The following is a 23,528-nucleotide window of genomic DNA, read 5'->3' on the forward strand; positions in this document are numbered from 1 at the left end:
CGCCCTCGCACGTGGCCACGGGCACCGGCCGACGGCAGGCCCGGACCCGCGGCGCCGCGCGCGAACGCAGGCACCGCCCGGTGGCCAGCCTTGACGCGCCGGCGGACCGCGCCTGCTCGCCGGTCCGAGCGCGTCGGCGGGATCAGGAGGCCGCGCTGCGCAGCCCGTGCAGGTCGAGCTGTTCCGTCTCGTCGTGCGCCGTCAGGTCGATGACCTCGCCGGCATCGTCCGCCTTCTTGTCCGCGGACTTGAACCCGCCCTCGGACTCGGCCTTGTGGATCGCGAGCGCCTCCTGGCCGACCACGTCGGCCAGGTCCTCGTTCTGCACGGCGTCCAAGGGGGCCGACGGCGTGCCCTTCTGGGTGCCGAAGAAGTCGAACCCGCCCTCGACCGCCTGCCGTCGCGCGGGCGCGGCCGGTACGACGGCCACCGCGGTCGGCACGGTGAAGTGCCCCGAGGGCTGCCGCGCGGGCATGGCGGACCCGGTGGGCTCAGGGGTGTTGACGGCGGTCCCGTGCTCGTGCCCGGCGACCGCCTCGGGCTGCCCCTGGTCCTCGTCCTCCGGGACGGGCCCCGCGGCGGGCTCCCTGACGTGCTCCGCGTCGCCGCCGCTCGGCCGCGCCTCGGCGGCCTCGTCCGTCACGCCCGCGTCCGTCACGCCCGCGCGCCTCTGCTTCCCTCCTTTGGGAGCGGACTTTGGGGCCTGCCGCGGTGCCGGCGCGGAGGGGGACGCGGGCGCCGAGGCGACGTCGGGGCCGGAACCGGGCGCCGATCCGGCGGCGGGCTCCGGGGCGGACTCGGCGGCGGATCCGGCCACGGACGCCTGGTCAGCCACGGACGCCTCGTCAGTCACGGCGGCCTCGTCAGCAGATGCCTCGTCGGCCGCGGCCACCCCGTCACCGTCGGCGTCACCCTCGGCCAAGGCGTCACCGTCGGCCAGGCGGGACAGCGCCGCCTGGGCCCGCAGGAACAGCTGGGACCCCTCGGGCGAGAACACCCCGGCAGCCGCCGGCTTCCCCTCGCCGCCCTCGTTCTTCTCGTCCGCCGCCTTCGCCTCGGAAGCCTCGCGCGCCCCGGGCTCGCCGGCCGCCCTGCCGGCGTCGGGCCGGCCGGCCCCGGACATGACGGCGTCCGCCCGTGCGGGCTCCGGCTGCGCCCCGGTCGGCGCGGGCGGCAGCGCGGGCGAGGGCGCGGCCTCTATCTCCAGCAGCCGACGGCCCTCCAGGGCGGTGGCGCGCTCGGTCTCCGCCGTGGCGTAGCGCCGCAGCAGCGCGGCGTGCTCGTTGCGCAGCCCCGTCAGTTCGGCGCGCTTGGCGCGCAGCCGCTGCTCCAGCTTGACGCGCAGTTCGCGCGACTCCTCCAGGTCGGTCTCCAGTTCCGCGACCCGCTCCTCGTGGCGCCACTCCTCACCGGCACGCGCGCGCGTGAGGTCGGCGACCTGCTTGCCCGCCTGCGCGTCCCAGCGGCGCATCACGGCCGCGCCCACGAACGCGGTCGCCGCGGCGACCGCGGCGACCAGGCGGAGCACCATCGGATCGGAGGACACCCAGGGGCCCAGCGCGCAGACGAGGGAGACGCCGGCGATCACCGAGGGCGGCAACAGCCTGTGCAAAGGGGGGGAATGGCGATGACGTCCACGTGGCATGGCCAGAAACTTACCGCGCGTAGGCGAATCGTGGTGGCCCGGCCCGTAAAAACACAGCCATACCGAAGCCTTCTCGCAACATAGGGAACGGCGTCGACGAACCGGGCCACCGAATTCATCAAGATCGTTTTCAGTGGTCGGTCAATCTCCGGCTCAGCCACTGCAACGTTCCCGGGATCTCGCGCCGCCAAGTGTTGAAGTTGTGTCCGCCGCTGTCGAGGATGATCGACGAGATCCGGGTCCGGCGCGTGGCCACCACCCGGTTGATGAATTCCAGCGTGGCCTTGTAGTTGGACTCGCCGGCCTTGCTGCTGCTGACGAGCAGTGAGGTGTCCGGCGCGGCCTCGTGATCGAGGAACCAGCGCAGATCGGCGCGTTTGCGCAGGTTCTTGTCGCCGTGGAAGAGATCGCCGGTGGTGGGATCGGCAGGCGCCTTGTAGTACGGGGACAGGCCCGCGCCCGCCGCATACACATCCGGATGGTGCATTGCGAGCTTCAGGGCGCAGTAACCGCCGGTGGAATCACCGACGATTCCCCAACTGCCCGGTTTTCCGCCCACCCGGTAGTGGGCGAGCACGGCATCGGGCAGGTCCCGGGCGAAGAACGTCTCGGTGCGCGGGCCGCCCGGGACGTCCACGCACTCCGTGTCGCGCGGCGGCGCCACCGTCGGCCGCAGCATCACCAGGATCATCGGCCGCATGCGCCCGTCCTTGGCGAGTTGCTGTGCGGTACGCGGGTAGTGCAGCTTGTCCACCAGAGCGCGCGCCGTACCGGGGTACCCGGTGAGGACGACGGCCGCAGGGAACGTACGCGTGCGGTAGCGCGGCTGGAAGTACTCGGGCGGCAGATACACGTACGCGGGTGTGGCGATGCGGGTCGTACGCCCCACGACGTAGACCCGCTGCACCTCCCCGGCGGTCTGCGGCAGCGAGCCGCCGACCCCCGGCACGCGCGCGGTGCCGACCACCCGGAGCGGGCCCTGGGCGCCGCCGGCTGCGTGGTCGACGACGACGCCCTGGTCGGTCTCCTGGCCGAACAGGTCCGCCCAGCCGGCGTAGAAGCCGAACGCCTGGTTGGCGCCGATGCCCAAGGAGGCGAACAGCGCCACCTGGGTGGCCAGGAGCAGGGCGATCCGGCCGCTGACGGCCCGCCAGGTCGTGCGGGCCAGCCGCGGCCACACCCACACCGTGCCGGCGAACAGGAGTACGGCGAACCCGACCGCCAGTGCCAGCACTTTGTCGCTCGTCAGACCCATGGGCTGTTTCCTGCCTGCGCTTTCCGCCCACGGCCCGCCGACGCGTGCGCCGCGTGGGGCTTGCCCTGGGCTTTCCGTGGCCTTTGAACCGGCTTTCCGGTGAGCAATGAACCTCTCCCCCCTGGACACCGTCCTAGAGGGCGCAATGTCGCCGGATGCCCGAATCGGCACCGGGTCGAAGGTCTCTCGCAGAACTACGGGATGCGATGTGTCTGTCAGGATAGATGGGGATATGTCGGGCAAGGTTCCGAGTCGAGCAAGCGTGGCGCGCCGGATACTCCGCGGCCCGCGCCCCGAGGCCGTCCCCGCCCTGACCGGCCGGGCGAGCGCCCTCGTGGGCGTCCTGGACATCGCCGCGGGCGTCTTCCCCCGCTTCAGGCACAGCCGTATGCACGCGCTCGCCGAGGTGCTGCCCGGCGCGCTCGGCCCGTTCGCCGCCGCACTCTCACTCAGCACCGGCGTGCTGTTGCTGTTGCTCGCGCACGGTCTCAAACGGCGCAAGCGACGGGCCTGGCGGGCCGCGGTCGCCCTGCTGCCGGCGGGCGCGGTCGCACAGTTCGCGTACCGGCACTCGGTCATCGGGGCGCTCATCTCGCTGGCCCTGCTCGTACCGCTGCTGCGCCACCGCGGCGAGTTCGCGGCCCTGCCCGATCCGCGCAGCCGGTGGCGGGCGCTCGCCAACTTCGTCCTCATGGGCGCCGGTTCGCTCGCCCTCGGGCTGGTCATCGTCAGCGTCCACCCGAAGCGCACGATCGGCGACCCGAGCGTGGCCGACCGTCTCACCCACGTCCTGTACGGCCTGTTCGGCATCGAGGGACCGGTCAACTACCGGGGCAGCACCTCCTGGACGGTCGCCTTCTCACTCGGCGCCCTCGGCCTGCTCACCGCGGTCACCACCATCTACCTCGCCTTCCGCCCCGAACACCCGGCCGCGCGGCTGACGGAGGAGGACGAGGCCAGGCTGCGCGCCCTCCTCGCCCAGCACGGCGGGCGCGACTCCCTCGGGCACTTCGCGCTGCGCCGCGACAAGGCGGTCGTGTTCTCGCCCAGCGGCAAGGCGGCCGTGACCTACCGCGTCGTCTCCGGCGTGATGCTCGCCAGCGGCGACCCGATCGGCGACGTCGAGGCCTGGCCCGGCGCCATCGAGCGCTTCATGGACGAGGCCAGGGCGCACTCCTGGACGCCCGCCGTGATGGGCTGTTCGGAGACCGGCGGCGAGGTCTGGACCCGGGAGACCGGCCTGGACGCGCTCGAACTCGGCGACGAGGCGGTGGTGGACGTCGCGGATTTCTCGCTCGCCGGACGCGCGATGCGCAACGTCCGGCAGATGGTCAAGCGCATCGAACGAGCCGGTTACGAAACCCGGGTACGGCGCATCCGTGACCTCGGCGAAGGCGAACTCGAACGCATCCGGCGGGCCGCGGAGGACTGGCGCGGCACCGACACCGAGCGCGGCTTCTCCATGGCGCTCGGCCGCATCGGCGACCCGGCCGACGGCGACTGCCTGATCGCCACCGCCCACCGGGTCGACGGGGCGGCGGCCGGCGCCCCTGGCCGGGCCCCGGCGGGCGACGGCCGGGCCGAGGACCAGCCGGGCCCGTACGGCGACCTGAAGGCCATCCTGCACTTCGTGCCCTGGGGCGACGACGGCGTGTCCCTGGACCTGATGCGCCGCGACCGCGCGGCCGACCCCGGCATGAACGAACTGCTGATCGTCGCCGCGCTCCAGGCGGCGCCGAAGTTCGGCATCACACGGATCTCGCTCAACTTCGCGATGTTCCGCTCGGCCCTGGCCCGCGGCGAGAAGATCGGCGCAGGCCCGGTGCTGCGCGCCTGGCGCGGGCTGCTGGTCTTCCTCTCGCGGTGGTTCCAGATCGAGTCGCTGTACAAGTTCAACGCCAAGTTCCGGCCCCGCTGGGAGCCGCGGTTCGTCGTCTACCGCGCTTCCGGCGATCTGCCCCGCATCGGCTTCGCCGCCATGCAGGCGGAGGGCTTCGTCGACCTCGCCCTGCCGCTGCCCCGCTTCCTGCGACGCCGCTCGCCCGCCGCCCACCCGTGCGCCCACGGCCTCGGGGAACGCGACATACGAGCCGCCTGACCCACACCGGCTCCCGACCTCCACGGCCGGGGGTCCGACTCCTGCCGGGGCCCGCCGACCCGGCCGCGTCGGCCCCGGCCGACGAGCCGGTCCGTCCCGCCCGGGGCCTACGCTGAACGTATGAGCAACCAGAGCGGGCGCGGCCGAGTGGCGGGCCTTCCGGCATGGGACCGCTGCGCGGTCATGGGCGTCGTGAACGTAACCCCCGACTCCTTCTCCGACGGCGGCCGCTACTTCGACACGACCGCCGCCGTCAAACACGGCCTCGACCTGGTCGCCGAGGGGGCCGACCTGATCGACGTCGGCGGCGAGTCCACCCGCCCGGGCGCCCCCCGCGTCGACGAGGCCGAGGAGCTGAGGCGCGTCGTCCCGGTCGTGCGCGGCCTCGCCGCCGAGGGCGTCACCGTCTCCGTCGACACCATGCGCGCCTCGGTCGCCGAGCAGTCCCTCGCGGTCGGCGCCACGCTCGTCAACGACGTCAGCGGCGGGCTCGCCGACCCCGCGATGATCCCGGTGGTGGCCGCGGCGGACGCGCCCTTCGTCGTCATGCACTGGCGCGGCTTCCTGCACGGCGGCAACGTCCCCGGCGTGTACGAGGACGTCGTCACCGAAGTCGTCGACGAGATGCACGCGCGTGTGGAGGCCGTCCTGGCGGGCGGCGTCGCCGCCGACCGCATCGTCGTCGACCCGGGCCTCGGCTTCTCCAAGGAGGCCGAGCACGACCTCACCCTCCTCGCCCACCTCGACCGCCTGCACACCCTTGGCCACCCCCTGCTCGTGGCCGCCTCCCGCAAACGGTTCCTCGGCCGGGTCCTGGCGGGCCCGGCCGGGTCCCCGCCGCCCGCCCGGGAGCGCGACGCCGCCACGGCCGCCGTCTCCGCGCTCGCCGCACAGGCCGGCGCCTGGGCCGTACGCGTCCACGAGGTACGCGCCACGGCGGACGCCGTACGGGTGGCGCGCGCCGTGGAGGGAGCGCGCACGCCAGCGAATCCGACGGGAAGCGCGCCGGGCGCGAACGGCGCACACGGTCCCGGTGACGCCCGGTGAGCGCCGCCCACACGGACGTCGAACACGTCGAACAGGCCAACGCCGCCTTCTACGAGGCGCTGGAACGAGGCGACTTCGAAGAGTTGTCCTCGCTCTGGCTCGCCCCGTCCGACCTGGGTGTCGACGAGGAGTACCACGACCCGGCGGACACCGGCGTGGTCTCCTGCGTGCACCCGGGCTGGCCGGTGCTCACCGGCCGCGGCGAGGTCCTCAGGTCGTACGCGCTGATCATGGCGAACACCGACTACATCCAGTTCTTCCTCACGGACGTGCATGTCTCCGTCACCGGTGACACCGCCCTGGTCACCTGCACCGAGAACATCCTCAGCGGCGGTCCCGCCCCCGAGGCCGGCGCGGAGCTGGGCCCCCTGGTCGGCCAACTCGTCGTCGCCACGAATGTGTTCCGGCGCACATCCGACGGCTGGAAGCTCTGGTCACACCACGCCTCACCGGTTCTGGCCGAAAACGACGAGGACGAGGACGACGCCTCACCGGCCTGAGCGGGTAGGGGCCTGCCAGGGACCGAGAAGTGGCCGGAATCACGAACCGGCGGGCAGGTCGGGCCACCGGCCCGTGAGCCGCCGGGTTCCCCAGGGGAAACATGCGGTGAAACCTCCCGGTTCCCGGCCGGGCGCACACCCCCGTGGCCCGGTGCTGTCAGTGCCCGCAGGTAGATTCGGGTGAGGCCGGAGTGCCGCCCGCACTCGGTACGGACCGGCCGTCACCGACGATTGCAGGAGTGATTCGCGTGGATCGTGTCGCGTTGCGCGGCCTGAAGGCCCGCGGGCACCACGGTGTGTTCCCCAGGGAACGCGAGGAGGGCCAGACCTTCATCGTGGACCTGGTCCTCGGCCTGGACACCCGGCCGGCCGCCGCCGACGACGATCTGGCGAAGACCGTGCACTACGGCATCGTGGCCGAGGAGGTCGTGGCCGTGGTCGAGGGCGAACCGGTGAACCTGATCGAGACCCTGGCCGAGCGCATCGCCCAGACCTGCCTGAAGCACGCAGGGGTCGAGGAGATCGAGGTCTGCGTCCACAAACCGGACGCGCCGATCACGGTTCCCTTCGACGACGTGACCGTCACCATCACCCGGAGCCGAGTATGACCGCATTCTTCACGCACGGTCCGAGCGACCCGACCGTACAGCCGGTGCCCGCCTCCGTCGTCGAGCAGGTCGACGCCGCCGACACCACCCTGCAGAACCCCAAACGCGCGGTGATCTCCCTCGGCTCCAACCTCGGCAACCGTCTGGAGACCCTTCAAGGCGCCGTCGACGCCCTGGAGGACACCCCGGGCGTCCGCATCAAGGCGGTCTCGCCGGTGTACGAGACCGAGCCGTGGGGCGTGCAGCCCGGCAGCCAGCCCTCATACTTCAACGCGGTGGTGGTGCTGAAGACCACCCTCCCGCCGTCCTCCCTGCTGGAGCGGGCGCACGCGGTCGAGGAGGCCTTCCACCGAGTGCGGGACGAGCACTGGGGCCCGCGCACCCTCGACGTGGACATCGTGGCGTACGCCGACATCGTCTCCGCCGACCCGCAGCTCACCCTGCCTCACCCGCGCGCCCACGAACGCGCCTTCGTGCTGGCGCCCTGGCACGATCTGGACCCCGACGCCAAGCTCCCCGGCCGCGGCGCCGTCGCCGACCTCCTCGGCGCCGTCACCCGCAGCGGCATCGAAGCGCGCCCGGACCTGGAACTCCGACTGCCCGAGTAGTCGTTAAGGTCGAGACGACCACGGGACGGACACACTGAGGTGGGCCGCCCACGACCACGTCCGGGGGAGCTGAACGAACGCCGTGAGAGAGCTGCGCATCAGGGTGCTGGTCGGCGTGTTCGTCGTCGCCGGAGTGCTGTCCTGGGCGGGCGCCCGCCTGTGGAACTCGGTGGGGACGCTGCCGAGCGTGCCGCTGGCCGCCCCCATCGTCCTCGCCCTGATCGCGGCGGTTCTGCTGTCCACGGCGCTGTCGCTGCGCGCCCGCCTCAAGGCCCAGCGGGAACGGCGTCCCGGTGCCAAGGGCGTCGACCCGCTGATGGCCGCCCGCGCGGTCGTCTTCGGCCAGGCCAGCGCCCTGGTCGCCGCATTCGTCGCCGGGATGTACGGCGGCACGGGCGTCTTCCTCCTGGAGATCCTCGACATTCCCGCCCGCCGCGACCAGGCCTTCTATGCCGGCTTCTGCGTCCTGGCCGGCATCGCCGTCATAGCGGCGGCCCTCTTCCTGGAACGCGTCTGCAAGCTCCCCGAAGACGACGACCACGACAACTCGGGCGCGGAACCGGTGGCCTGACGCGACCGTCCCGGGACGGGGGTGGGCCGTTCAGCGGGCCAGTATCAGGCTCATGGCCTCGGCGCGGGTCGTGGCGTCCCTGAGCTGACCGCGCACGGCCGACGTCGTCGTCTTGGCGCCGGGCTTGCGGATGCCGCGCACGGACATGCACATATGCTCCGCCTCGACGACGACGATCACGCCCCGGGCCTCAAGGATCCGCATGAGGGAGTCGGCGATCTGCGTGGTGAGTCGTTCCTGCACCTGCAGCCGACGCGCAAACACCTCAACGAGGCGGGCCAGCTTCGACAAACCGGTGATCTTGCCGCTTTCTGCCGGAATGTACCCGACGTGCGCCACGCCGTGAAACGGCAGCAGATGATGTTCGCAGAGCGACACGATCTCGATGTCCTTCACCAGGACCATCTCGTCATGGCCCAGGTCGAACGTCGTCGTCAGAACATCCTCGGGCTCCTGCTGCAGCCCTGCCAGCAGTTCGCGATAGGCCCGTGCCACCCGTGCCGGTGTCTCCCTGAGGCCCTCGCGGTCCGGGTCTTCGCCGACCGCGATGAGGAGTTCACGTACGGCGTTCTCGGCGCGTTTCTCGTCGAACTCGCCGACGGTTCCCTCGCCGTCCAAGGTCACGGGGTCGGTCATTGGGTGCCTCGTTCCTATCGCTCACGTGCGGACATGCGCAAATGCCGCGCCCCCCAAGGCTAGAACCGTGGGGGGCGCGGCATTCATTCCGGGGTTGGTGTGGCCACCGGGGCCACACCGCCGGCGGGGGGATCAGCTCTCCGGGCGGTCCTCCGGGGTCGGCTCGGCCACCGGGGCGGACTCCGCCGCCGTCGACTTGGCCGTGCTGATCGCCGGCGTCGCGCCGTTCGCCCCGTTGGTCAGTGCCAGCTCCTTGGGGGAGAGCACCGGCGGGCGGGTGGACGGCGTACGCCGGGAGGAGCCGGTCCAGGCGGGCCGCGGCGGCCGCTTGACGATCGGCGCGAAGATCTCGGCGATCTCCTCCTTGCCCAGCGTCTCCTTCTCCAGGAGGGCCAGCACCAGGTTGTCGAGGACGTCGCGGTTCTCGACCAGGATCTCCCAGGCCTCGTTGTGCGCGTTCTCGATGAGCTTCTTGACTTCCTCGTCCACCAGGGCGGCGACCTCTTCCGAGTAGTCGCGCTGGTGGGCCATCTCACGTCCGAGGAAGGGCTCGGTGTTGTCGCCGCCGAACTTGATCGCGCCCAGCCGCTCGGTCATGCCGTACTGGGTGACCATCGCGCGGGCGGTGGTGGTGGCCTTCTCGATGTCGTTCGCGGCGCCCGTGGTCGGGTCGTGGAAGACCAGTTCCTCGGCCGCGCGACCGCCCAGCATGTAGGCGAGCTGGTCCAGCATCTCGTTGCGGGTCGTGGAGTACTTGTCCTCCTCCGGGAGGACCATCGTGTAGCCGAGCGCCCGGCCGCGGGACAGGATGGTGATCTTGTGGACCGGGTCGGAGTTCGGTGAGGCCGCCGCGACCAGGGCGTGTCCGCCCTCGTGGTACGCGGTGATCTTCTTCTCCTTGTCCGACATGATCCGGGTCCGCTTCTGCGGGCCCGCGACCACACGGTCGATCGCCTCGTCCAGCATCTGGTTGTCGATCAGCTTCCTGTCGCTGCGGGCCGTGAGCAGCGCCGCCTCGTTCAGCACGTTCGACAGGTCGGCGCCGGTGAAGCCGGGGGTGCGGCGGGCGACGGCCGAGAGGTCGACGTCCGGGGCGACCGGCTTGCCCTTCTGGTGGACCTTGAGGATCTCCAGGCGGCCCTGCATGTCCGGGCGGTCGACCGCGATCTGGCGGTCGAAGCGGCCGGGGCGCAGCAGGGCCGGGTCGAGGATGTCCGGACGGTTCGTCGCGGCGATGAGGATCACACCGCCCTTGACGTCAAAGCCGTCCATCTCGACCAGCAGCTGGTTCAGCGTCTGCTCACGCTCGTCGTGACCGCCGCCGAGGCCGGCGCCGCGGTGGCGGCCGACCGCGTCGATCTCGTCGACGAAGACGATCGCGGGCGCGTTGGCCTTGGCCTGCTCGAACAGGTCACGGACCCGGGAGGCACCGACACCGACGAACATCTCGACGAAGTCGGAACCGGAGATCGAGTAGAAGGGAACCCCTGCCTCGCCGGCCACGGCACGCGCGAGCAGCGTCTTGCCGGTGCCGGGCGGGCCGTAGAGCAGCACGCCCTTGGGGATCTTGGCGCCGACGGCCTGGAACTTGGCCGGCTCCTGGAGGAACTCCTTGATCTCGTGGAGTTCCTCGACCGCCTCGTCCGAGCCCGCGACGTCGGCGAAGGTCGTCTTCGGGGTGTCCTTGGTGATGAGCTTGGCCTTGGACTTCCCGAAGTTCATGACCCGGGAGCCGCCGCCCTGCATCTGGTTCATCAGGAACAGGAAGACGACCACGATCAGGACGAAGGGCAGCAGCGAGAGCAGCACGCCCACGAACGGGTTCTGCTTGGACGGCGACACGGTGTAGCCGTCGGGGATCTGCTTGTCCTGGTACTTGGTCTGCAGCGTGTTGGCAATGGTCACGCCCTGGTCGCCGATGTAGCTCGCCTGGATCTTCGAGCTGCCGTCGACCTTCTGGCCGTCCTTCAGCGTGACCTTGACGCTCTGCTCGTCACCGGTGGTGAGCTTGGCCGACTGCACCCGGTTGTCGTTGATCGCTGCCACGACCTGGCCGGTGTCCACCGTCTTGTAGCCGCCGGACGAGCCGACGACCTGCATCAACACGACCACGGCAAGGACGGCCAGCACGATCCACATGACCGGCCCACGGAAGTATCGCTTCACGTCCATCCATACGGAGCGGTGCCGCCCCGTCCCTCCTGCCATAGTGAGTTTGATAAGACAGTTCTTCTGACGGTACCCCAGCATTGTTGCCCGAAGTGGCACGGACGGCTGGCATTCCCGTCTCTGCATGCTCCAACGGCGCGAAACCCGCTGGGGTTCCCGATCGTCTTACGAGAATGGCCCCGCTGGGGCTCAGCCGCCGTAGACGTGAGGCGCGAGCGTACCGACGAACGGGAGATTGCGGTACTTCTCGGCGTAGTCGAGCCCATAACCGACGACGAACTCGTTGGGGATGTCAAAGCCGACCCACTCCACGTCGATGGCGACCTTCGCGGCCTCGGGCTTGCGCAGCAGCGTGCACACCTTGAGGGTGGCCGGCTCCCGGGAGCCGAGGTTGGAGATCAGCCAGGACAGGGTCAGACCGGAGTCGATGATGTCCTCGACGACGAGGACGTGCTTGCCCTTGATGTCGGTGTCGAGGTCCTTGAGGATCCGCACGACGCCGGAGGACTGGGTGCCCGCGCCGTAGGAGGACACGGCCATCCAGTCCATGGTGACGGGGGTGGACAGTGCCCGGGCGAGGTCCGCCATGACCATCACGGCGCCCTTGAGGACTCCGACGATCAACAGGTCCTTGCCCGCGTACTCCGCGTCGATCTTCGCGGCCAGCTCGGCCAGCTTCGCGTCGATCTCTTCCTTGGTGATGAGCACCTGCTGGAGGTCGGCACCCATGTCTTTCGCGTCCACCCGCATCACTTTCGGTCGTCCCGCAGTTACGGCACCGGCCCGTCCGGTCCCCCGCACAGAGGAGTGAGATTCAGCCTTGCCGGATCACCAGTCTGCCACCCTGGCGCTGGGCGACGACTTTGCCCGGGAGGTTGATGGCTCCCTGGCCGCGCCAGCCCGTGATCAGGCGGTCGACTTCCTCGATGTGGCGGGCGAACAGCGAGCCGGCCGGTGCGCCGGCCTCGATGGCGGCATGGCGCAGCACACGGCGGCGGACGGCGGACGGCAGCGCGTAGAGCTTGGCGCACTCCAGGACTCCGGTGGCGTCGCGCACGGCGGTCGCGGCCTGGACGGCCCAGGCGTCGAGGGCGTCGGCGTCGTCGCGGGACAGCTGCGCGGTGCGGGCGAGGGCTTCGACGACGCCCTTGCCGAGGGCCTTCTCCAGGGCGGGCAGGCCCTCGTGGCGGAGCCGCGAGCGGGTGTACGCCGGGTCCGCGTTGTGCGGGTCGTCCCAGACCGGCAGGGACTGGACCATGCAGGCCTTGCGGGCGGTCTGCCGGTCGAGCCGGAGGAAGGGACGTCGGTAACGGCCGCCGGCCCCCGAGACCGCGGCCATTCCGGACAGGGAGCGGATGCCGGACCCCCGGGCGAGCCCCAGCAGGACGGTTTCTGCCTGGTCGTCGCGGGTGTGGCCGAGCAGGATCGCGGACGCGCCGTGGCGGTCGGCGGCGGCGTCGAGGGCGGCGTAGCGGGCATCTCGGGCGGCCGCCTCGGGTCCGCCGGCGCGGCCGACGCTCACCGCGACGCCCTCCACGGGGTCGAGGCCCAGCTCACGCAGCCGCAGCACGACCTCATCGGCACGGGCGCCGGAGCCGGGTTGGAGACCGTGGTCGACGGTGACGCCGCCGGCGCGGATGCCGAGTTTGGGGGCTTCGAAGGCGAGGGCGGAGGCGAGTGCCATGGAGTCGGCGCCGCCGGAGCACGCCACGAGTACGAGCGGGGAGGGGGAACGCTCGTGCCCGGCGCCGTGGCCGCCGGTGCGCGGTCCCGCGCGCCGTGGGGCGGCCTGCGGGGTCGAGGATGTGTGGTCGGTGAGGATGTCGTGGAGGACGCGGCGTACCGCCAGGCGTATCGCCGCGACCGCAGGATGGGGACCCATGTCCGGTTCCCTTCATGAAGTCTTCGGGGGGCTGAACCCGAGGTTCGGTCACTCAGAGTGTGTAGATGGTGACAGAAACGGGCCGTTCCCCGAGCATTGCACGCCTACCCCTGGCACACGGTCCCTCGGACGAGTGATTGAAGGGGCGTTCGCCTGCCGTAGACCGGATTCCATTCACGACGACCGCGTACCGTTCACGACTCCGGCCTGCGATGCACCCGCGCGATCCAGTCCGCCGGTTTGGCGATCTCCGTCTTGGTCGGCAGGGTGTTCGGGGAGGTCCACACCCGGTTGAAGCCGTCCATGCCGACCTGGTCGACGACGGCTCGCACGAAGCGTTCGCCGTCCCGGTACTGCCTGAGTTTGGCATCCAGACCGAGCAGTTTGCGCAGGGCCATGTCCAGCCGGGATGCGCCCTTGGCGCGGCGCTGCTGGAACTTCTCCCGGATCTCGGCGACGGTCGGCACGATGTCCGGGCCGACCCCGTCCATCACGAAGTCGGCGTGCCCCTCCAGCAGGGACATCACGGCGGTGAGCCGGCCCAGGATCTCCCGCTGCGCCGGGGTCTGCACGAGTTCCACGAAGGACCGGCCGCCGTCGTCCTCCTCGGCCTCGGGCCGCCCGCCGGCCAGCGACTGGGCGGCCTCGCGGATACGCTCCAGGACGGTCATGGGGTCGACGTCGGTCTCCGCGAGGAACGACTGGATCTCGCCCTCCAGATGGTCGCGCAGCCAGGGCACCGCGGAGAACTGCGTGCGGTGGGTCTCCTCGTGCAGGCACACCCACAGCCGGAAGTCGTGCGGCCGGACGTCGAGTTCCCGCTCCACGTGGACGATGTTCGGCGCGACCAGCAGCAGTCGGCCGCCGCCGTTCTCGCCCGCCGGGAGGTCCCGGGTGGCGGGGGCGAAGGTCTCGTACTGGCCGAGGACGCGGGAGGCCAGGAAGGACAGCAGCATGCCGAGTTCGACGCCGGTGACCTTGCCGCCGACCGCGCCGAGGACCGCGCCGCCCGGGGTGCTGCCGCGCCGCTCCTGCATCTTGTCGAGCAGCGGTTTGAGGACCTCCCGGAACCCGGCGACGTTCGCCCGGACCCAGCCGGGGCGGTCGACGACGAGGACCGGGGTGTCGTGGATCTCCTCGGTGCCCAAACGGGTGAAGCCCCGGACGTGCGCCTCCGAGGACTTCGCGTGCCGGCGCAGCTCCGCGACGACGGCCCGGGCCTCGTCGCGGCTCACCTCGGGGCCCGGCCGCACGAGCCGGGTCGCGGTCGCGACCGCGAGATTCCAGTCGACCAACCCAGAAGAAGCGGCACCGCCGATGCTCGTCATGCATCAACGGTACGTGAGCTCCCCGCCTTGAGGCAGTCCATACAGATACGCCCCCTACCCAACGCCCCAAAGGTGCCCGGGGAACTACACACCCACCCCCAACCCAGCCACACCAGACCAGCGCCCCAAAGGAGCGCGAGGAACTACGCGAACAACCACAACCCAGCCGCACCAGACCAAGCGCCCCAAAGGCGCGCGGGGAACTGCGCGAGCAACCACCCAACCCACCGCACCCAGACCAGCGCCCCAAAGGAGCGCGAGGAACTGCGCGAACAACCACGACGCAGCCGCACCGACCACCAACACAGCCACCCGCGAACAGCCCACCCAACAACCACAACACAGCCGCACCAGACAGACGCCCCACTCCGCCCCACCCAGCGGAGCGCTCAGCAGCCGCAATCCGCCAGCGCCGAAGCCGTGGCGTCCAGCGCCGCCTGGGCCTCGACGGCGTTCGTCGTGTCGGACGCCAGGAAGGCGAAGGCCAGCAGTCGGCCGTCCCGGTCGGCCACGGTGCCGGCCAGCGAGTTGACCCCCGTGAGGGTGCCCGTCTTGGCCCGTACGACACCCGCCGCGCCGTTCGCGTAGCGGTCGCTGAGGGTGCCGGTGAAGCCGGCCACCGGGAGGCCGGTGAGGACCGGACGCAGGTCGGGCCGGGCGGGCGAGGCGGCCTTGGCCAGGAGGGCGGTGAGCAGGTTCGCCGTCAGCCGGTCGTCGCGGTTCAGGCCGCTGCCGTCGTGGAAGACGGACCCGGCCGTCGGCAGGCCCAGCTTCGTCAGCTGGGCGGCGATGGCCCGGGCGCCGCCGTCGAAGTCGGCCCGCCCGCCGGTCGCGACGGCGGTCTGCCGGGCCAGCGCCTCGGCGATGTCGTTGTCGCTCTCGGTCAGCATGCGTTCGACCAGGGCGGACAGCGGCGGCGAGGCGACGGAGGCGAGGGCGGTGGCCCGGCCGGTGGCCTTGCCGGGGCCGGGGGCCGTCGTCTTGATGCCGGCCTTCCCGAGGAGGTCGGCGAAGGTGCGGGCCGCGCCCGCCGCCGGATCGGGCACCCGGGGCGCCGGGCCGCTCGTGGTGGCGTCGGCGCGGCCCTCGTCGGCCATCAGGGCGCTGACCCGGGAGAGGTTGTCGTTCACACCGATGGGGTGCAGGTCGGGGCCGGAGTACAGGCTGGTGTCGTAGGAGAGGGTGACCTCGTGGACGCCGCGGGCGCGCAGTGCCTTCGCGGTGTCGGTGGCGAGGGTGTGCAGGCCGGCCCAGCCGTCGGGGTTCTTCCGGGCGGTGAGAGTGGGGTCGCCGCCGCCGACGAGGACGAGTTTCTTGGTGCCGGGTTCCAGGACGGCGCGGGTGGTGAGGCGGTGGTCGGGGCCGAGGGCGGAGAGCGCGGCGACCGCGGTGGCGATCTTCGTGGTGGAGGCGGGGGTCAGCGCCTTGTCGGCTCCGGTTCCGTACAGCCGTTTGCCGGTCGCCGCGTCCACCACCACGGCCGTGTGGGAGCCGCCCAGTGCCGGGGCGTCCAGGAGCGGCCCGAGGACGTCCGCGAGGGGCTTTCCGGTGCCCGCGGCGCCCGTGGTGTCGCTGGTGTCCTTGGTGTCCTTGGTGTCGGCGACGCTCGCGGTGCCGCCGAGACCGGTCAGCACGGGCGCCGCGCTCCGGGCCGGCCGGGGCACTCCGGAGGCCGTGCCGGAGTCGTCACCGTGATCTGCGCCACCTGCCCGCTCCAGGGCGGCGGCCCGGTCCCGCTCGGCCGTACGCTGACCGTCGGCGTCCCAGGGACCGGCGGCGGTCACCACCCCGGCGGCCAGCGCCAGCCCGGCGGTGGCGGCACCCGCGGTGAACTGCCAGGTCCGCGCTGTCCCGGGCCCGGGGATCCGCGTGAGCTGCGGTTTCACGGCCCGTACGAGCCGCGCGACCCGTGGCCGGGCGGTCGCCGCGCCCCCTGCCAGACGTGGTAGTACGGCGTTCACGATCCGCACCATGTGCGGTCTCGCGGCGCGCCACGGCCTCAGCTCTGGCATGACCACCAGCCCCTTTCGCGATCACACACCTGCGTGAGGGACACTTAACCACCAGAACTATGTGCTGATCATGGAGGAGCCACCGGTGGAGTTCGACGTCACGATCGAGATTCCGAAGGGTTCGCGGAACAAGTACGAGGTGGACCACGAGACCGGTCGTATCCGCCTGGACCGTCGTCTCTTCACCTCGACCGCCTACCCGACCGACTACGGCTTCGTCGAGAACACCCTCGGCGAGGACGGCGACCCGTTGGACGCGCTGGTCATCCTGGACGAGCCGACGTTCCCGGGCTGCCTGATCCGCTGCCGGGCGATCGGCATGTTCCGCATGACGGACGAGGCGGGCGGCGACGACAAGCTGCTGTGCGTCCCGGCCACCGACCCGCGGGTGGAGCACCTGCGTGACATCCACCACGTGTCCGAGTTCGACCGCCTGGAGATCCAGCACTTCTTCGAGGTCTACAAGGACCTGGAGCCCGGCAAGTCGGTCGAGGGTGCCAACTGGGTGGGTCGTACGGACGCCGAGGCGGAGATCGAGCGGTCCTACAAGCGCGCCAAGGAGCAGGGCGGTCACTGAGCCCGCTGCCGCACAAACGGGCCGTACGCGCACGCGTGCGGCCCGTCCGTGCGTCCATGGGCATACTGAGGCTGAGGGAAGGTGTCGTTCAGGGAGCGTTGAGGAGTGACGGAGGCCGAGGACCGCAAGCCTCGCTCGGACGAGGCGAGGACCACGTACGACCCCGAGATCACGTCCGAGTTCGCCGTTCCCCAGGGTCTCGTGGTCCCCAGGACCGGTGTCGAGTCGGAGACGACGTCCGAGTTCGCCGTGCCCAAGGGCCTGGATGCACCGCAGCCCGCGGGTGCCGAGCCGGAGGGGTCGGCGTTCAGCCTGCCCAGCACCTACAGCGCCCAGCACGCCCCGGCGCTGTTCACGCCGCCGACCGGGGTCCCGGCGGTCAGCCTGACCAAGGACGCGCCGTGGCAGGACCGGATGCGCGCGATGCTGCGGATGCCGGTGGCGGAGCGGCCGGCGCCGGAGCCGGTGCCGAAGGCGGAGGAGGGCGGCCCGGCCGTCCCGCGCGTCCTCGACCTGACCCTGCGCATCGGCGAGCTGCTGCTGGCGGGCGGGGAGAACGCCGAGGACGTGGAGGCCGCGATGTTCGCGGTCTGCCGTTCCTACGGGCTCGACCGGTGCGAGCCCAACGTCACCTTCACCCTGCTGTCGATCTCCCACCAGCCGTCGCTGGTGGACGACCCGGTGACGGCCTCGCGGACGGTACGCAGGCGGGGCACCGACTACACGCGGCTGTCGGCGGTCTTCCAGCTCGTGGACGATCTCTCCGACCCGGAGACGCATGTCTCCCTGGAGGAGGCCTACCGGCGGCTCGCGGAGATCCGCCGCAACCGGCACCCCTACCCGGGCTGGGCGCTGACCGTGGCGAGCGGGCTGCTGGCCGGTGCCGCCTCCATCCTGGTCGGCGGCGATCTGGTCGTGTTCTTCGCCGCCGCCCTCGGCGCGATGCTCGGCGACCGGCTCGCCTGGCTGTGCGCGGGGCGCGGGCTGCCTGAGTTCTACCAGTTCACGGTGGCCGCGATGCCGCCGGCCGCGATCGGGGTGACGCTCACCCTGGCCCATGTCGACGTGCGGGCGGCGGCCGTGATCACCGGTGGGCTGTTCGCGCTGCTGCCCGGGCGGGCGCTGGTGGCGGGCGTGCAGGACGGCCTGACGGGCTTCTACATCACCGCGTCCGCGCGGCTGCTTGAGGTCATGTACTTCTTCGTCGGCATCGTCATCGGGGTGCTGGTCGTCCTGTACTTCGGGGTGAAGGTGGGCGGCCAGCTCAACCCGGAGGCGGCGCTGAACATCGAGAAGCGGCCGCTGCTGCAGATCGCGGCGGCGATGCTGCTGTCGCTGACCTTCGCCGTGCTGCTCCAGCAGGAGCGCTCCACGGTGCTGCCCGTCACCCTCAACGGGGGCGTCGCCTGGTCGGTGTACGGCGCGATGCGCTACGTCGGCGACCTCTCGCCGGTCGCCTCCACGGCGGTGGCGGCCGGTCTGGTGGGCCTGTTCGGGCAGTTGCTGTCGCGCTACCGGTTCGCGTCCGCGCTGCCGTACACGACAGCCGCGATCGGGCCGCTGCTGCCGGGTTCGGCCACCTACTTCGGTCTGCTGTCCATCGCGCAGAACGAGGTGGACAAGGGGCTGGTGTCGCTGGCGAAGGCCGCGTCCCTGGCCATGGCCATCGCGATCGGGGTCAACCTCGGCGCGGAGATCTCACGGCTGTTCCTGCGGGTGGGCTCCGCCGGGAAGCGGCGGGCGGCCAAGCGGACCAGGGGCTTTTGAGCGGCCGTACGAGCGGGCGGCGGCTCGGGACCCCTGGTCGTCGCGTAGGTCAGGGACGGTAGTTGCCCTGGCGGGAGTCGTACGGGTACTGCTGCCGGCCGTAGCCGCCACCGTCGCCGTAGTTCTGGTCGCCGTAGTTCTGGTCGCCGTAACCCTGGTTCCCGTAACCCTGGTTGTCGTAGCCCTGGTTCCCGTAACCCTGGTCGTCGTAGCCCCGGCCGTCCTGGCCCTGGTTCCAGTTGCCGTAGGGGTCCTGGGGCTGCTGCGCCTGCTGGGGCTGCTGCTGGGCCTGCGGCTCGTAGGCCGGCTCGATGCGGCGCAGCCGGGTCGTGGCGTCGTCCATGGCCGGGGGCTGCTGCTGGAAGGGCTGCTGCGGGGTGGACTCGGCGGGCGGGTTGGCCTTGCTCTTGGAGCGGGCCCGCAGGAACTCGATGATGATCGGCACGACCGAGATCAGGACGATCAGGATGAGGATCATCTCGATGTGCTCATTCACGAAGTCGATGTTGCCCAGCCAGGAACCGAGCAGCGTGACGCCCGCGCCCCACAGGACGCCGCCGACGACGTTGAAGACCAGGAACGAGCGGTACTTCATGCCGCTGACGCCGGCGATGATCGGCGTGAACGTACGCACGATGGGCACGAAGCGGGCCAGGACCAGGGACTTCGGGCCGTACTTCTCGAAGAACTCGTGTGCCTTGGTGACGTTCTCCTGCTTGAAGAGGCGGGAGTCCGGGCGGTTGAAGAGGCTCGGGCCGACCTTCTTGCCGAACATGTAGCCCGCCTGGTCGCCGAGGATCGCGGCGACGCAGATCAGGGCGATGGCCCCCCACAGCGGGAAGTCCAGCTGACCGGAGGTGATCAGCAGTCCGGCCGTGAACAGCAACGAGTCACCCGGCAGGAAGAAGCCGATGAGCAGACCGGACTCGGCGAAGACGATGAGGAGCAGGCCCCAGATGCTGTACGTGTCCAGCAGGTAATTGGGGTCCAGCCAGCTCGGTCCGAGGGCAATCGTCGTCACGGTTCCGGGCTCCTGAGGGGTGAGGGCGGCGGGGGGCGTCCTGGTGCGGCCGCACAAAGCTATCAACGCCAGGCGACCGCCCCGGGTTCCACCGGTGGCTCCGGGCCGCGCCGCCGGTACGAAGGGACGAACCGGTGAGCCTCGCCGCCCCCGGCGGACGGACCCCGACGCCCTGTGCGGTCTACGCGGTGTGCCGGGCGGCGTTGGCCAGGATCGCCTCCTTCAGATGCTCGGCCAGGCCCGGCCGCATCGCGTCGTAGAAGGCCTTGAAGCGCTCGTCGGCGACGTACATCTCACCGAGGCAGCGGTGCATGCCGTGCGGGCACTCGTAGAACCACCGGGAGATGTGCCGCCGGTGCTCCTCGGCCATGTCCATGGCCGGCTCGCCCGCCGGGGGCGCGCCCGTGTCCACCAGCGCCCCGTACCGCTCGCTCCAGTCGTCGACCTCGGCCTGCAGCCGCTTCCAGTCCTCCTTGGTGTAGCGGGCGGCGCGGCGCTGCGACTCGGCGTACGCGTCCGTGCCGCCCCAGCGCGCCTCCGCCTCCTCGGCGTACTGCTCGGGATCCTTGTCCCCGAAGACCTCGAACCGTTCCTCCGGCGTGAGGTTGATGCCCATTCTGCGTGCCTCCATGGCGTGCTCCACGGCCTCGGCCATCCGCCGCAACCTCTCGATCCGGGCGGTCAGCAGTTCATGCCGGCGGCGCAGGTGCGCGCGCGGGTCCGCGTCCGGGTCGTCGAGCAGGACCGCGACCTCGTCGAGCGGAAAGCCGAGCTCCCGGTAGAACAGGATCCGCTGCAGCCGGTCGAGGTCGGCGTCGCTGTACCGCCGGTGGCCCGCCTGGCTGCGCCCGCCCGGGACGAGCAGGCCGATCTCGTCGTAGTGGTGCAGGGTGCGCACTGTGACCCCGGCGAACCCGGCGACCTGTCCCACGGAGTAGCTCACTTCCGCTCCTTCTCTCGGTACGCGCTCCACGATCTCCCCTCACGTGACGTGAGGTGCAAGCCCATATCCCTCGGGATGTTCGCCCGCTTATGTCCGTTTATCGTGAGCCCGTGGCCCAGGACACGGCGCGGCAGGCGCCCACCGCTCCGGCGACCCCGGCACGCGCCCTGCTGCCCTTGGTGCTGCCCGCGCTCGTGGTGGGCGTGCTGGCCAGTCTGCTCTTCGTCGGGGTGAGCGTGGCGGCCGAGCGGCTCCAGGGCGTGCTCTGGACGGACCTGCCCGACGCACTGGGGATCGGCCGTTACTCCGTGGCGTGGATCTTCATCATGCTCACCGCGACCGGGATCGCCGTCGGCCTCGTGGTGTGGAAGGTGCCGGGGCACGCCGGGCCCGATCCGGCCACCCTGGGCCTGGACGCGCCCACGCTGCCGCCGGTGGTGCTGCCGGGCCTGCTGCTGGCGACCGCGCTGATGCTCGCGGGCGGGCCGAGCCTCGGCCCGGAGAACCCGATCATCGCCGCGAACGTGGGGCTGGCGCTGTGGCTGGGCACCCGGCTGGCGCCGGGGCTGCCGGGCGGCCTGTGGCCGGCGCTCGCGGAGTCGGCGACGATCGGCGCGCTGTTCGGCACGCCGGTGGCGGCGGCCCTGGTGATCTCGGAGGCACTGGCCGGACGGCCGATCAGGGGGCGGCTGTGGGACAACGTCTTCGCACCGCTCACGGCGGGCGCTGCGGGCGCCCTGACGACCACCCTGGTGGCCCACCCGACCTTCGACCTGCGGCTGCCGCCGATCGGCCGCCCGGCCTTGGCCGACGTGCTCGCGTCGCTCGTCGTCGCGGCCGCGGGCGCGCTGCTCGGCCTGTGCGCCGTATACGGCTTCCCGTACGTCCACGGGGCCTTCCGACGGCTGCGGCACCCGATGCTGATGCTGCCGGCGGGCGGGGTCGTCCTGGGCGCACTGGGCGCACTGGGCGGCCATCTGACGCTGTTCAAGGGGCTCGACGAGGTCGGTGAGCTGGCGCGCCGTCCCGAGGGCTGGACGGCCGGGCAGTTCGCCGGGATGGCGGTGGTGAAGCTGGCCGCGCTGCTCGTCGCCGCGTCCTGCGGGTTCCGGGGCGGCCGGATCTTCCCGACCGTCTTCGTGGGCGCCGCCCTCGGCCTGTGCGCCCACGCCCTGGTGCCCGCCGTGCAGCCGGCGGTGGGCGTGGCCGCAGGCGTGCTGGGCATGCTCCTGGCCATCACCCGGCAGGCCTGGGTGAGCCTGTTCACCGCCGCGGTACTCGTGGCGTCGCCCGCGGCCCTCGCCCTGCTGTGCATCGCCTCACTGCCGGCCTGGCTGCTGGTGACCGGGCGACCGCAGATGCTGTTGCGTGCGGACGGTACGGCGATGCGCTGACCGGCCGGCCACCCCGACCCCCAGGAAGGCACCTCCATGGCACTGCACGAAGGTCCGCAGAAACACGAACACCGGCGGCTGTCCGTCAACCCGTTCTTCGGGGAGGCCAATCCGGTCGGCGGCATGACCGAGGCCCCGCCCACCCACCGGCTGCCGAGCGCACCCCTCGCGCCGTCGACCGCGTACCAGCTGGTGCACGACGAGCTGATGCTGGACGGCAACTCCCGGCTCAACCTGGCCACCTTCGTCACCACCTGGATGGAACCGCAGGCCGGTGTCCTGATGGCCGAGTGCCAGGACAAGAACATGATCGACAAGGACGAGTACCCGCGCACGGCCGAACTGGAGCGGCGCTGTGTGGCGATGCTCGCCGACCTGTGGAACGCGCCGGACCCGTCGGCCGCCGTGGGCTGTTCGACGACCGGGTCAAGCGAGGCGTGCATGCTGGCCGGGATGGCGCTCAAGCGGCGGTGGATGCACCGCAACCCCGACCGCTACCCGTCCAGCGGGGTCCGCCCCAACCTCGTCATGGGCGTGAACGTCCAGGTCTGCTGGGAGAAGTTCTGCAACTTCTGGGAGGTCGAGGCCCGCCAGGTGCCGATGGAGGGCGACCGCTACCACCTCGACCCGCAGGCGGCGGCCGAGCTGTGCGACGAGAACACCATCGGGGTCGTCGGCATCCTCGGCTCCACCTTCGACGGATCGTACGAACCGATCGCCGACCTGTGCGCGGCCCTGGACGACCTCCAGGACCGCACCGGCCTGGATGTGCCGGTGCACGTGGACGGCGCGTCGGGCGGCATGGTCGCGCCGTTCCTCGACGAGGACCTGGCGTGGGACTTCCGCCTCCCGCGAGTGGCGTCGATCAACGCCTCGGGGCACAAGTACGGCCTGGTCTATCCCGGTGTCGGCTGGGCACTGTGGCGGGACAAGGAGGCGCTGCCCGAAGAGCTGGTCTTCCGGGTCAACTACCTGGGCGGCGACATGCCGACCTTCGCGCTGAACTTCTCCCGGCCCGGCGCGCAGGTGGTCGCGCAGTACTACACGTTCCTGCGGCTGGGCCGCGAGGGCTACCGGGCCGTGCAGCAGTCCACCCGGGACGTGGCGCGCGCCCTCGCCGAACGGATCGGGACGCTCGGCGACTTCCGGCTGCTGACCCGGGGCGACCAGCTGCCGGTGTTCGCCTTCACCACGGCACCGGACGTGACGTCGTTCGACGTCTTCGACGTCTCCCGGCGGCTGCGCGAGGGCGGCTGGCTGGTTCCCGCGTACACCTTCCCGCCGCACCGTGAGGACCTGTCCGTACTGCGGATCGTGTGCCGCAACGGCTTCTCCACCGACCTCGCCGACCTGTTCGTCGAAGACCTGACCCGCCTCCTGCCAGAACTACGCCGCCAGCCGCACCCCCTGACCCAGGACAAACAAGCAGCCACCGGCTTCCACCACTAGCGCCCCGAAGGGGCGCGG

General features: G+C 71.4%; 20 protein-coding genes. 10 read left to right on the top strand and 10 right to left on the bottom strand.

Annotation, left to right across the window (positions count from 1 at the left end; all coding sequences use genetic code 11):
- Positions 1 to 142: 142 nt before the first annotated feature.
- Both ACFYTE_RS36055 and ACFYTE_RS36060 read right to left on the bottom strand, forming a co-directional pair.
- Entirely contained in the window at positions 143 to 1,645 is a 1,503-nt protein-coding gene (locus ACFYTE_RS36055) for a hypothetical protein (RefSeq protein ID WP_388719767.1), read from the bottom strand.
- Positions 1,646 to 1,775: 130 nt separating this feature from the next.
- On the bottom strand, positions 1,776 to 2,900 hold the full coding sequence (locus ACFYTE_RS36060; protein WP_388719770.1) for an alpha/beta hydrolase: 1,125 nt from the start codon (positions 2,898 to 2,900) through the stop codon (positions 1,776 to 1,778).
- 232 nt (positions 2,901 to 3,132) lie between these two features.
- On the opposite strand from ACFYTE_RS36060, the gene ACFYTE_RS36065 reads away from it, so the two are divergent.
- From ACFYTE_RS36065 to ACFYTE_RS36090, 6 genes are all read left to right on the top strand, one after another.
- Entirely contained in the window at positions 3,133 to 4,998 is a 1,866-nt protein-coding gene (locus ACFYTE_RS36065; protein WP_388719773.1) for a phosphatidylglycerol lysyltransferase domain-containing protein, read from the top strand.
- Between the two features lie 120 nt (positions 4,999 to 5,118).
- Positions 5,119 to 6,045, top strand: a complete 927-nt coding sequence (gene folP, locus ACFYTE_RS36070; RefSeq protein ID WP_388719776.1) for a dihydropteroate synthase — start codon at positions 5,119 to 5,121, stop codon at positions 6,043 to 6,045.
- On the top strand, positions 6,042 to 6,545 hold the full coding sequence (locus ACFYTE_RS36075; RefSeq protein WP_388719779.1) for a nuclear transport factor 2 family protein: 504 nt from the start codon (positions 6,042 to 6,044) through the stop codon (positions 6,543 to 6,545). Before folP ends, ACFYTE_RS36075 begins: the two co-directional genes overlap by 4 nt.
- 248 nt (positions 6,546 to 6,793) lie before the next feature.
- The gene (folB, locus tag ACFYTE_RS36080; RefSeq protein WP_388719782.1) at positions 6,794 to 7,153 is read left to right on the top strand and encodes a dihydroneopterin aldolase; all 360 of its coding nucleotides are present in this window, start codon (positions 6,794 to 6,796) and stop codon (positions 7,151 to 7,153) included.
- Positions 7,150 to 7,761, top strand: coding sequence for a 2-amino-4-hydroxy-6-hydroxymethyldihydropteridine diphosphokinase (gene folK / locus ACFYTE_RS36085; RefSeq protein WP_388719785.1), 612 nt, complete (start codon positions 7,150 to 7,152; stop codon positions 7,759 to 7,761). The genes folB and folK overlap by 4 nt, the downstream gene beginning before the upstream one ends.
- Positions 7,762 to 7,843: 82 nt before the next feature.
- A complete protein-coding gene (locus tag ACFYTE_RS36090) occupies positions 7,844 to 8,332 on the top strand; it encodes a DUF3180 domain-containing protein (RefSeq protein ID WP_388719788.1) in 489 nt (162 codons plus the stop codon).
- Positions 8,333 to 8,362: 30 nt separating this feature from the next.
- Here ACFYTE_RS36090 and folE read toward each other — a convergent pair whose 3' ends face one another.
- The 6 genes from folE to dacB form a co-directional block, all read right to left on the bottom strand.
- On the bottom strand, positions 8,363 to 8,968 hold the full coding sequence (folE, locus tag ACFYTE_RS36095) for a GTP cyclohydrolase I FolE (protein ID WP_388719791.1): 606 nt from the start codon (positions 8,966 to 8,968) through the stop codon (positions 8,363 to 8,365).
- A gap of 132 nt (positions 8,969 to 9,100) precedes the next feature.
- Complete coding sequence (gene ftsH / locus ACFYTE_RS36100; protein WP_388719926.1) at positions 9,101 to 11,140, bottom strand: ATP-dependent zinc metalloprotease FtsH; 2,040 nt, start codon at positions 11,138 to 11,140, stop codon at positions 9,101 to 9,103.
- Between the two features lie 186 nt (positions 11,141 to 11,326).
- Positions 11,327 to 11,887, bottom strand: coding sequence for a hypoxanthine phosphoribosyltransferase (hpt, locus tag ACFYTE_RS36105; RefSeq protein ID WP_351736104.1), 561 nt, complete (start codon positions 11,885 to 11,887; stop codon positions 11,327 to 11,329).
- 64 nt (positions 11,888 to 11,951) lie between these two features.
- Positions 11,952 to 13,019, bottom strand: coding sequence for a tRNA lysidine(34) synthetase TilS (gene tilS, locus ACFYTE_RS36110; RefSeq protein ID WP_388719795.1), 1,068 nt, complete (start codon positions 13,017 to 13,019; stop codon positions 11,952 to 11,954).
- 194 nt (positions 13,020 to 13,213) lie between these two features.
- Positions 13,214 to 14,347, bottom strand: coding sequence for a zinc-dependent metalloprotease (locus ACFYTE_RS36115; RefSeq protein WP_388719798.1), 1,134 nt, complete (start codon positions 14,345 to 14,347; stop codon positions 13,214 to 13,216).
- Between the two features lie 389 nt (positions 14,348 to 14,736).
- Positions 14,737 to 16,359, bottom strand: a complete 1,623-nt coding sequence (gene dacB / locus ACFYTE_RS36120) for a D-alanyl-D-alanine carboxypeptidase/D-alanyl-D-alanine-endopeptidase (RefSeq protein WP_388719801.1) — start codon at positions 16,357 to 16,359, stop codon at positions 14,737 to 14,739.
- 85 nt (positions 16,360 to 16,444) lie between these two features.
- Here dacB and ACFYTE_RS36125 point away from each other — a divergent pair, with 85 nt between their 5' ends.
- Positions 16,445 to 16,936, top strand: coding sequence for an inorganic diphosphatase (locus ACFYTE_RS36125; protein WP_351736096.1), 492 nt, complete (start codon positions 16,445 to 16,447; stop codon positions 16,934 to 16,936).
- A 105-nt stretch (positions 16,937 to 17,041) separates the two neighbouring features.
- On the top strand, positions 17,042 to 18,703 hold the full coding sequence (locus ACFYTE_RS36130; RefSeq protein WP_388719804.1) for a threonine/serine exporter ThrE family protein: 1,662 nt from the start codon (positions 17,042 to 17,044) through the stop codon (positions 18,701 to 18,703).
- A gap of 49 nt (positions 18,704 to 18,752) precedes the next feature.
- Here the strand turns inward: ACFYTE_RS36130 and ACFYTE_RS36135 are convergent, their stop codons facing one another.
- Together ACFYTE_RS36135 and ACFYTE_RS36140 are read right to left on the bottom strand one after the other, a co-directional pair.
- Positions 18,753 to 19,724, bottom strand: coding sequence for a DedA family protein (locus ACFYTE_RS36135; RefSeq protein WP_388719807.1), 972 nt, complete (start codon positions 19,722 to 19,724; stop codon positions 18,753 to 18,755).
- A gap of 181 nt (positions 19,725 to 19,905) precedes the next feature.
- Entirely contained in the window at positions 19,906 to 20,667 is a 762-nt protein-coding gene (locus ACFYTE_RS36140) for a MerR family transcriptional regulator (RefSeq protein ID WP_388719809.1), read from the bottom strand.
- Between the two features lie 110 nt (positions 20,668 to 20,777).
- On the opposite strand from ACFYTE_RS36140, the gene ACFYTE_RS36145 reads away from it, so the two are divergent.
- Both ACFYTE_RS36145 and ACFYTE_RS36150 read left to right on the top strand, forming a co-directional pair.
- The gene (locus tag ACFYTE_RS36145; protein ID WP_388719812.1) at positions 20,778 to 22,061 is read left to right on the top strand and encodes an ion channel protein; all 1,284 of its coding nucleotides are present in this window, start codon (positions 20,778 to 20,780) and stop codon (positions 22,059 to 22,061) included.
- Between the two features lie 36 nt (positions 22,062 to 22,097).
- Positions 22,098 to 23,510: a glutamate decarboxylase gene (locus ACFYTE_RS36150; protein WP_388719815.1), complete on the top strand. Its 1,413-nt coding sequence runs from the start codon at positions 22,098 to 22,100 to the stop codon at positions 23,508 to 23,510.
- Positions 23,511 to 23,528 lie beyond the last annotated feature (18 nt).

The sequence above is a fragment of the Streptomyces sp. NPDC004629 genome, from assembly GCF_042873595.1.
Lineage (GTDB): Bacteria > Actinomycetota > Actinomycetes > Streptomycetales > Streptomycetaceae > Streptomyces.

Bases quoted from the DNA above. Each gene is read 5' to 3' on its own strand.
- ACFYTE_RS36055 (WP_388719767.1), bottom strand. From the start codon at position 1,645: ATGCCACGTGGACGTCATCGCCATTCCCCCCCTTTGCACAGGCTGTTG.
- ACFYTE_RS36060 (WP_388719770.1), bottom strand. From the start codon at position 2,900: ATGGGTCTGACGAGCGACAAAGTGCTGGCACTGGCGGTCGGGTTCGCC.
- ACFYTE_RS36065 (WP_388719773.1), top strand. From the start codon at position 3,133: ATGTCGGGCAAGGTTCCGAGTCGAGCAAGCGTGGCGCGCCGGATACTC.
- folP (WP_388719776.1), top strand. From the start codon at position 5,119: ATGAGCAACCAGAGCGGGCGCGGCCGAGTGGCGGGCCTTCCGGCATGG.
- folK (WP_388719785.1), top strand. From the start codon at position 7,150: ATGACCGCATTCTTCACGCACGGTCCGAGCGACCCGACCGTACAGCCG.
- folE (WP_388719791.1), bottom strand. From the start codon at position 8,968: ATGACCGACCCCGTGACCTTGGACGGCGAGGGAACCGTCGGCGAGTTC.
- ftsH (WP_388719926.1), bottom strand. From the start codon at position 11,140: ATGGACGTGAAGCGATACTTCCGTGGGCCGGTCATGTGGATCGTGCTG.
- hpt (WP_351736104.1), bottom strand. From the start codon at position 11,887: ATGCGGGTGGACGCGAAAGACATGGGTGCCGACCTCCAGCAGGTGCTC.
- tilS (WP_388719795.1), bottom strand. From the start codon at position 13,019: ATGGGTCCCCATCCTGCGGTCGCGGCGATACGCCTGGCGGTACGCCGC.
- ACFYTE_RS36115 (WP_388719798.1), bottom strand. From the start codon at position 14,347: ATGACGAGCATCGGCGGTGCCGCTTCTTCTGGGTTGGTCGACTGGAAT.
- dacB (WP_388719801.1), bottom strand. From the start codon at position 16,359: ATGCCAGAGCTGAGGCCGTGGCGCGCCGCGAGACCGCACATGGTGCGG.
- ACFYTE_RS36150 (WP_388719815.1), top strand. From the start codon at position 22,098: ATGGCACTGCACGAAGGTCCGCAGAAACACGAACACCGGCGGCTGTCC.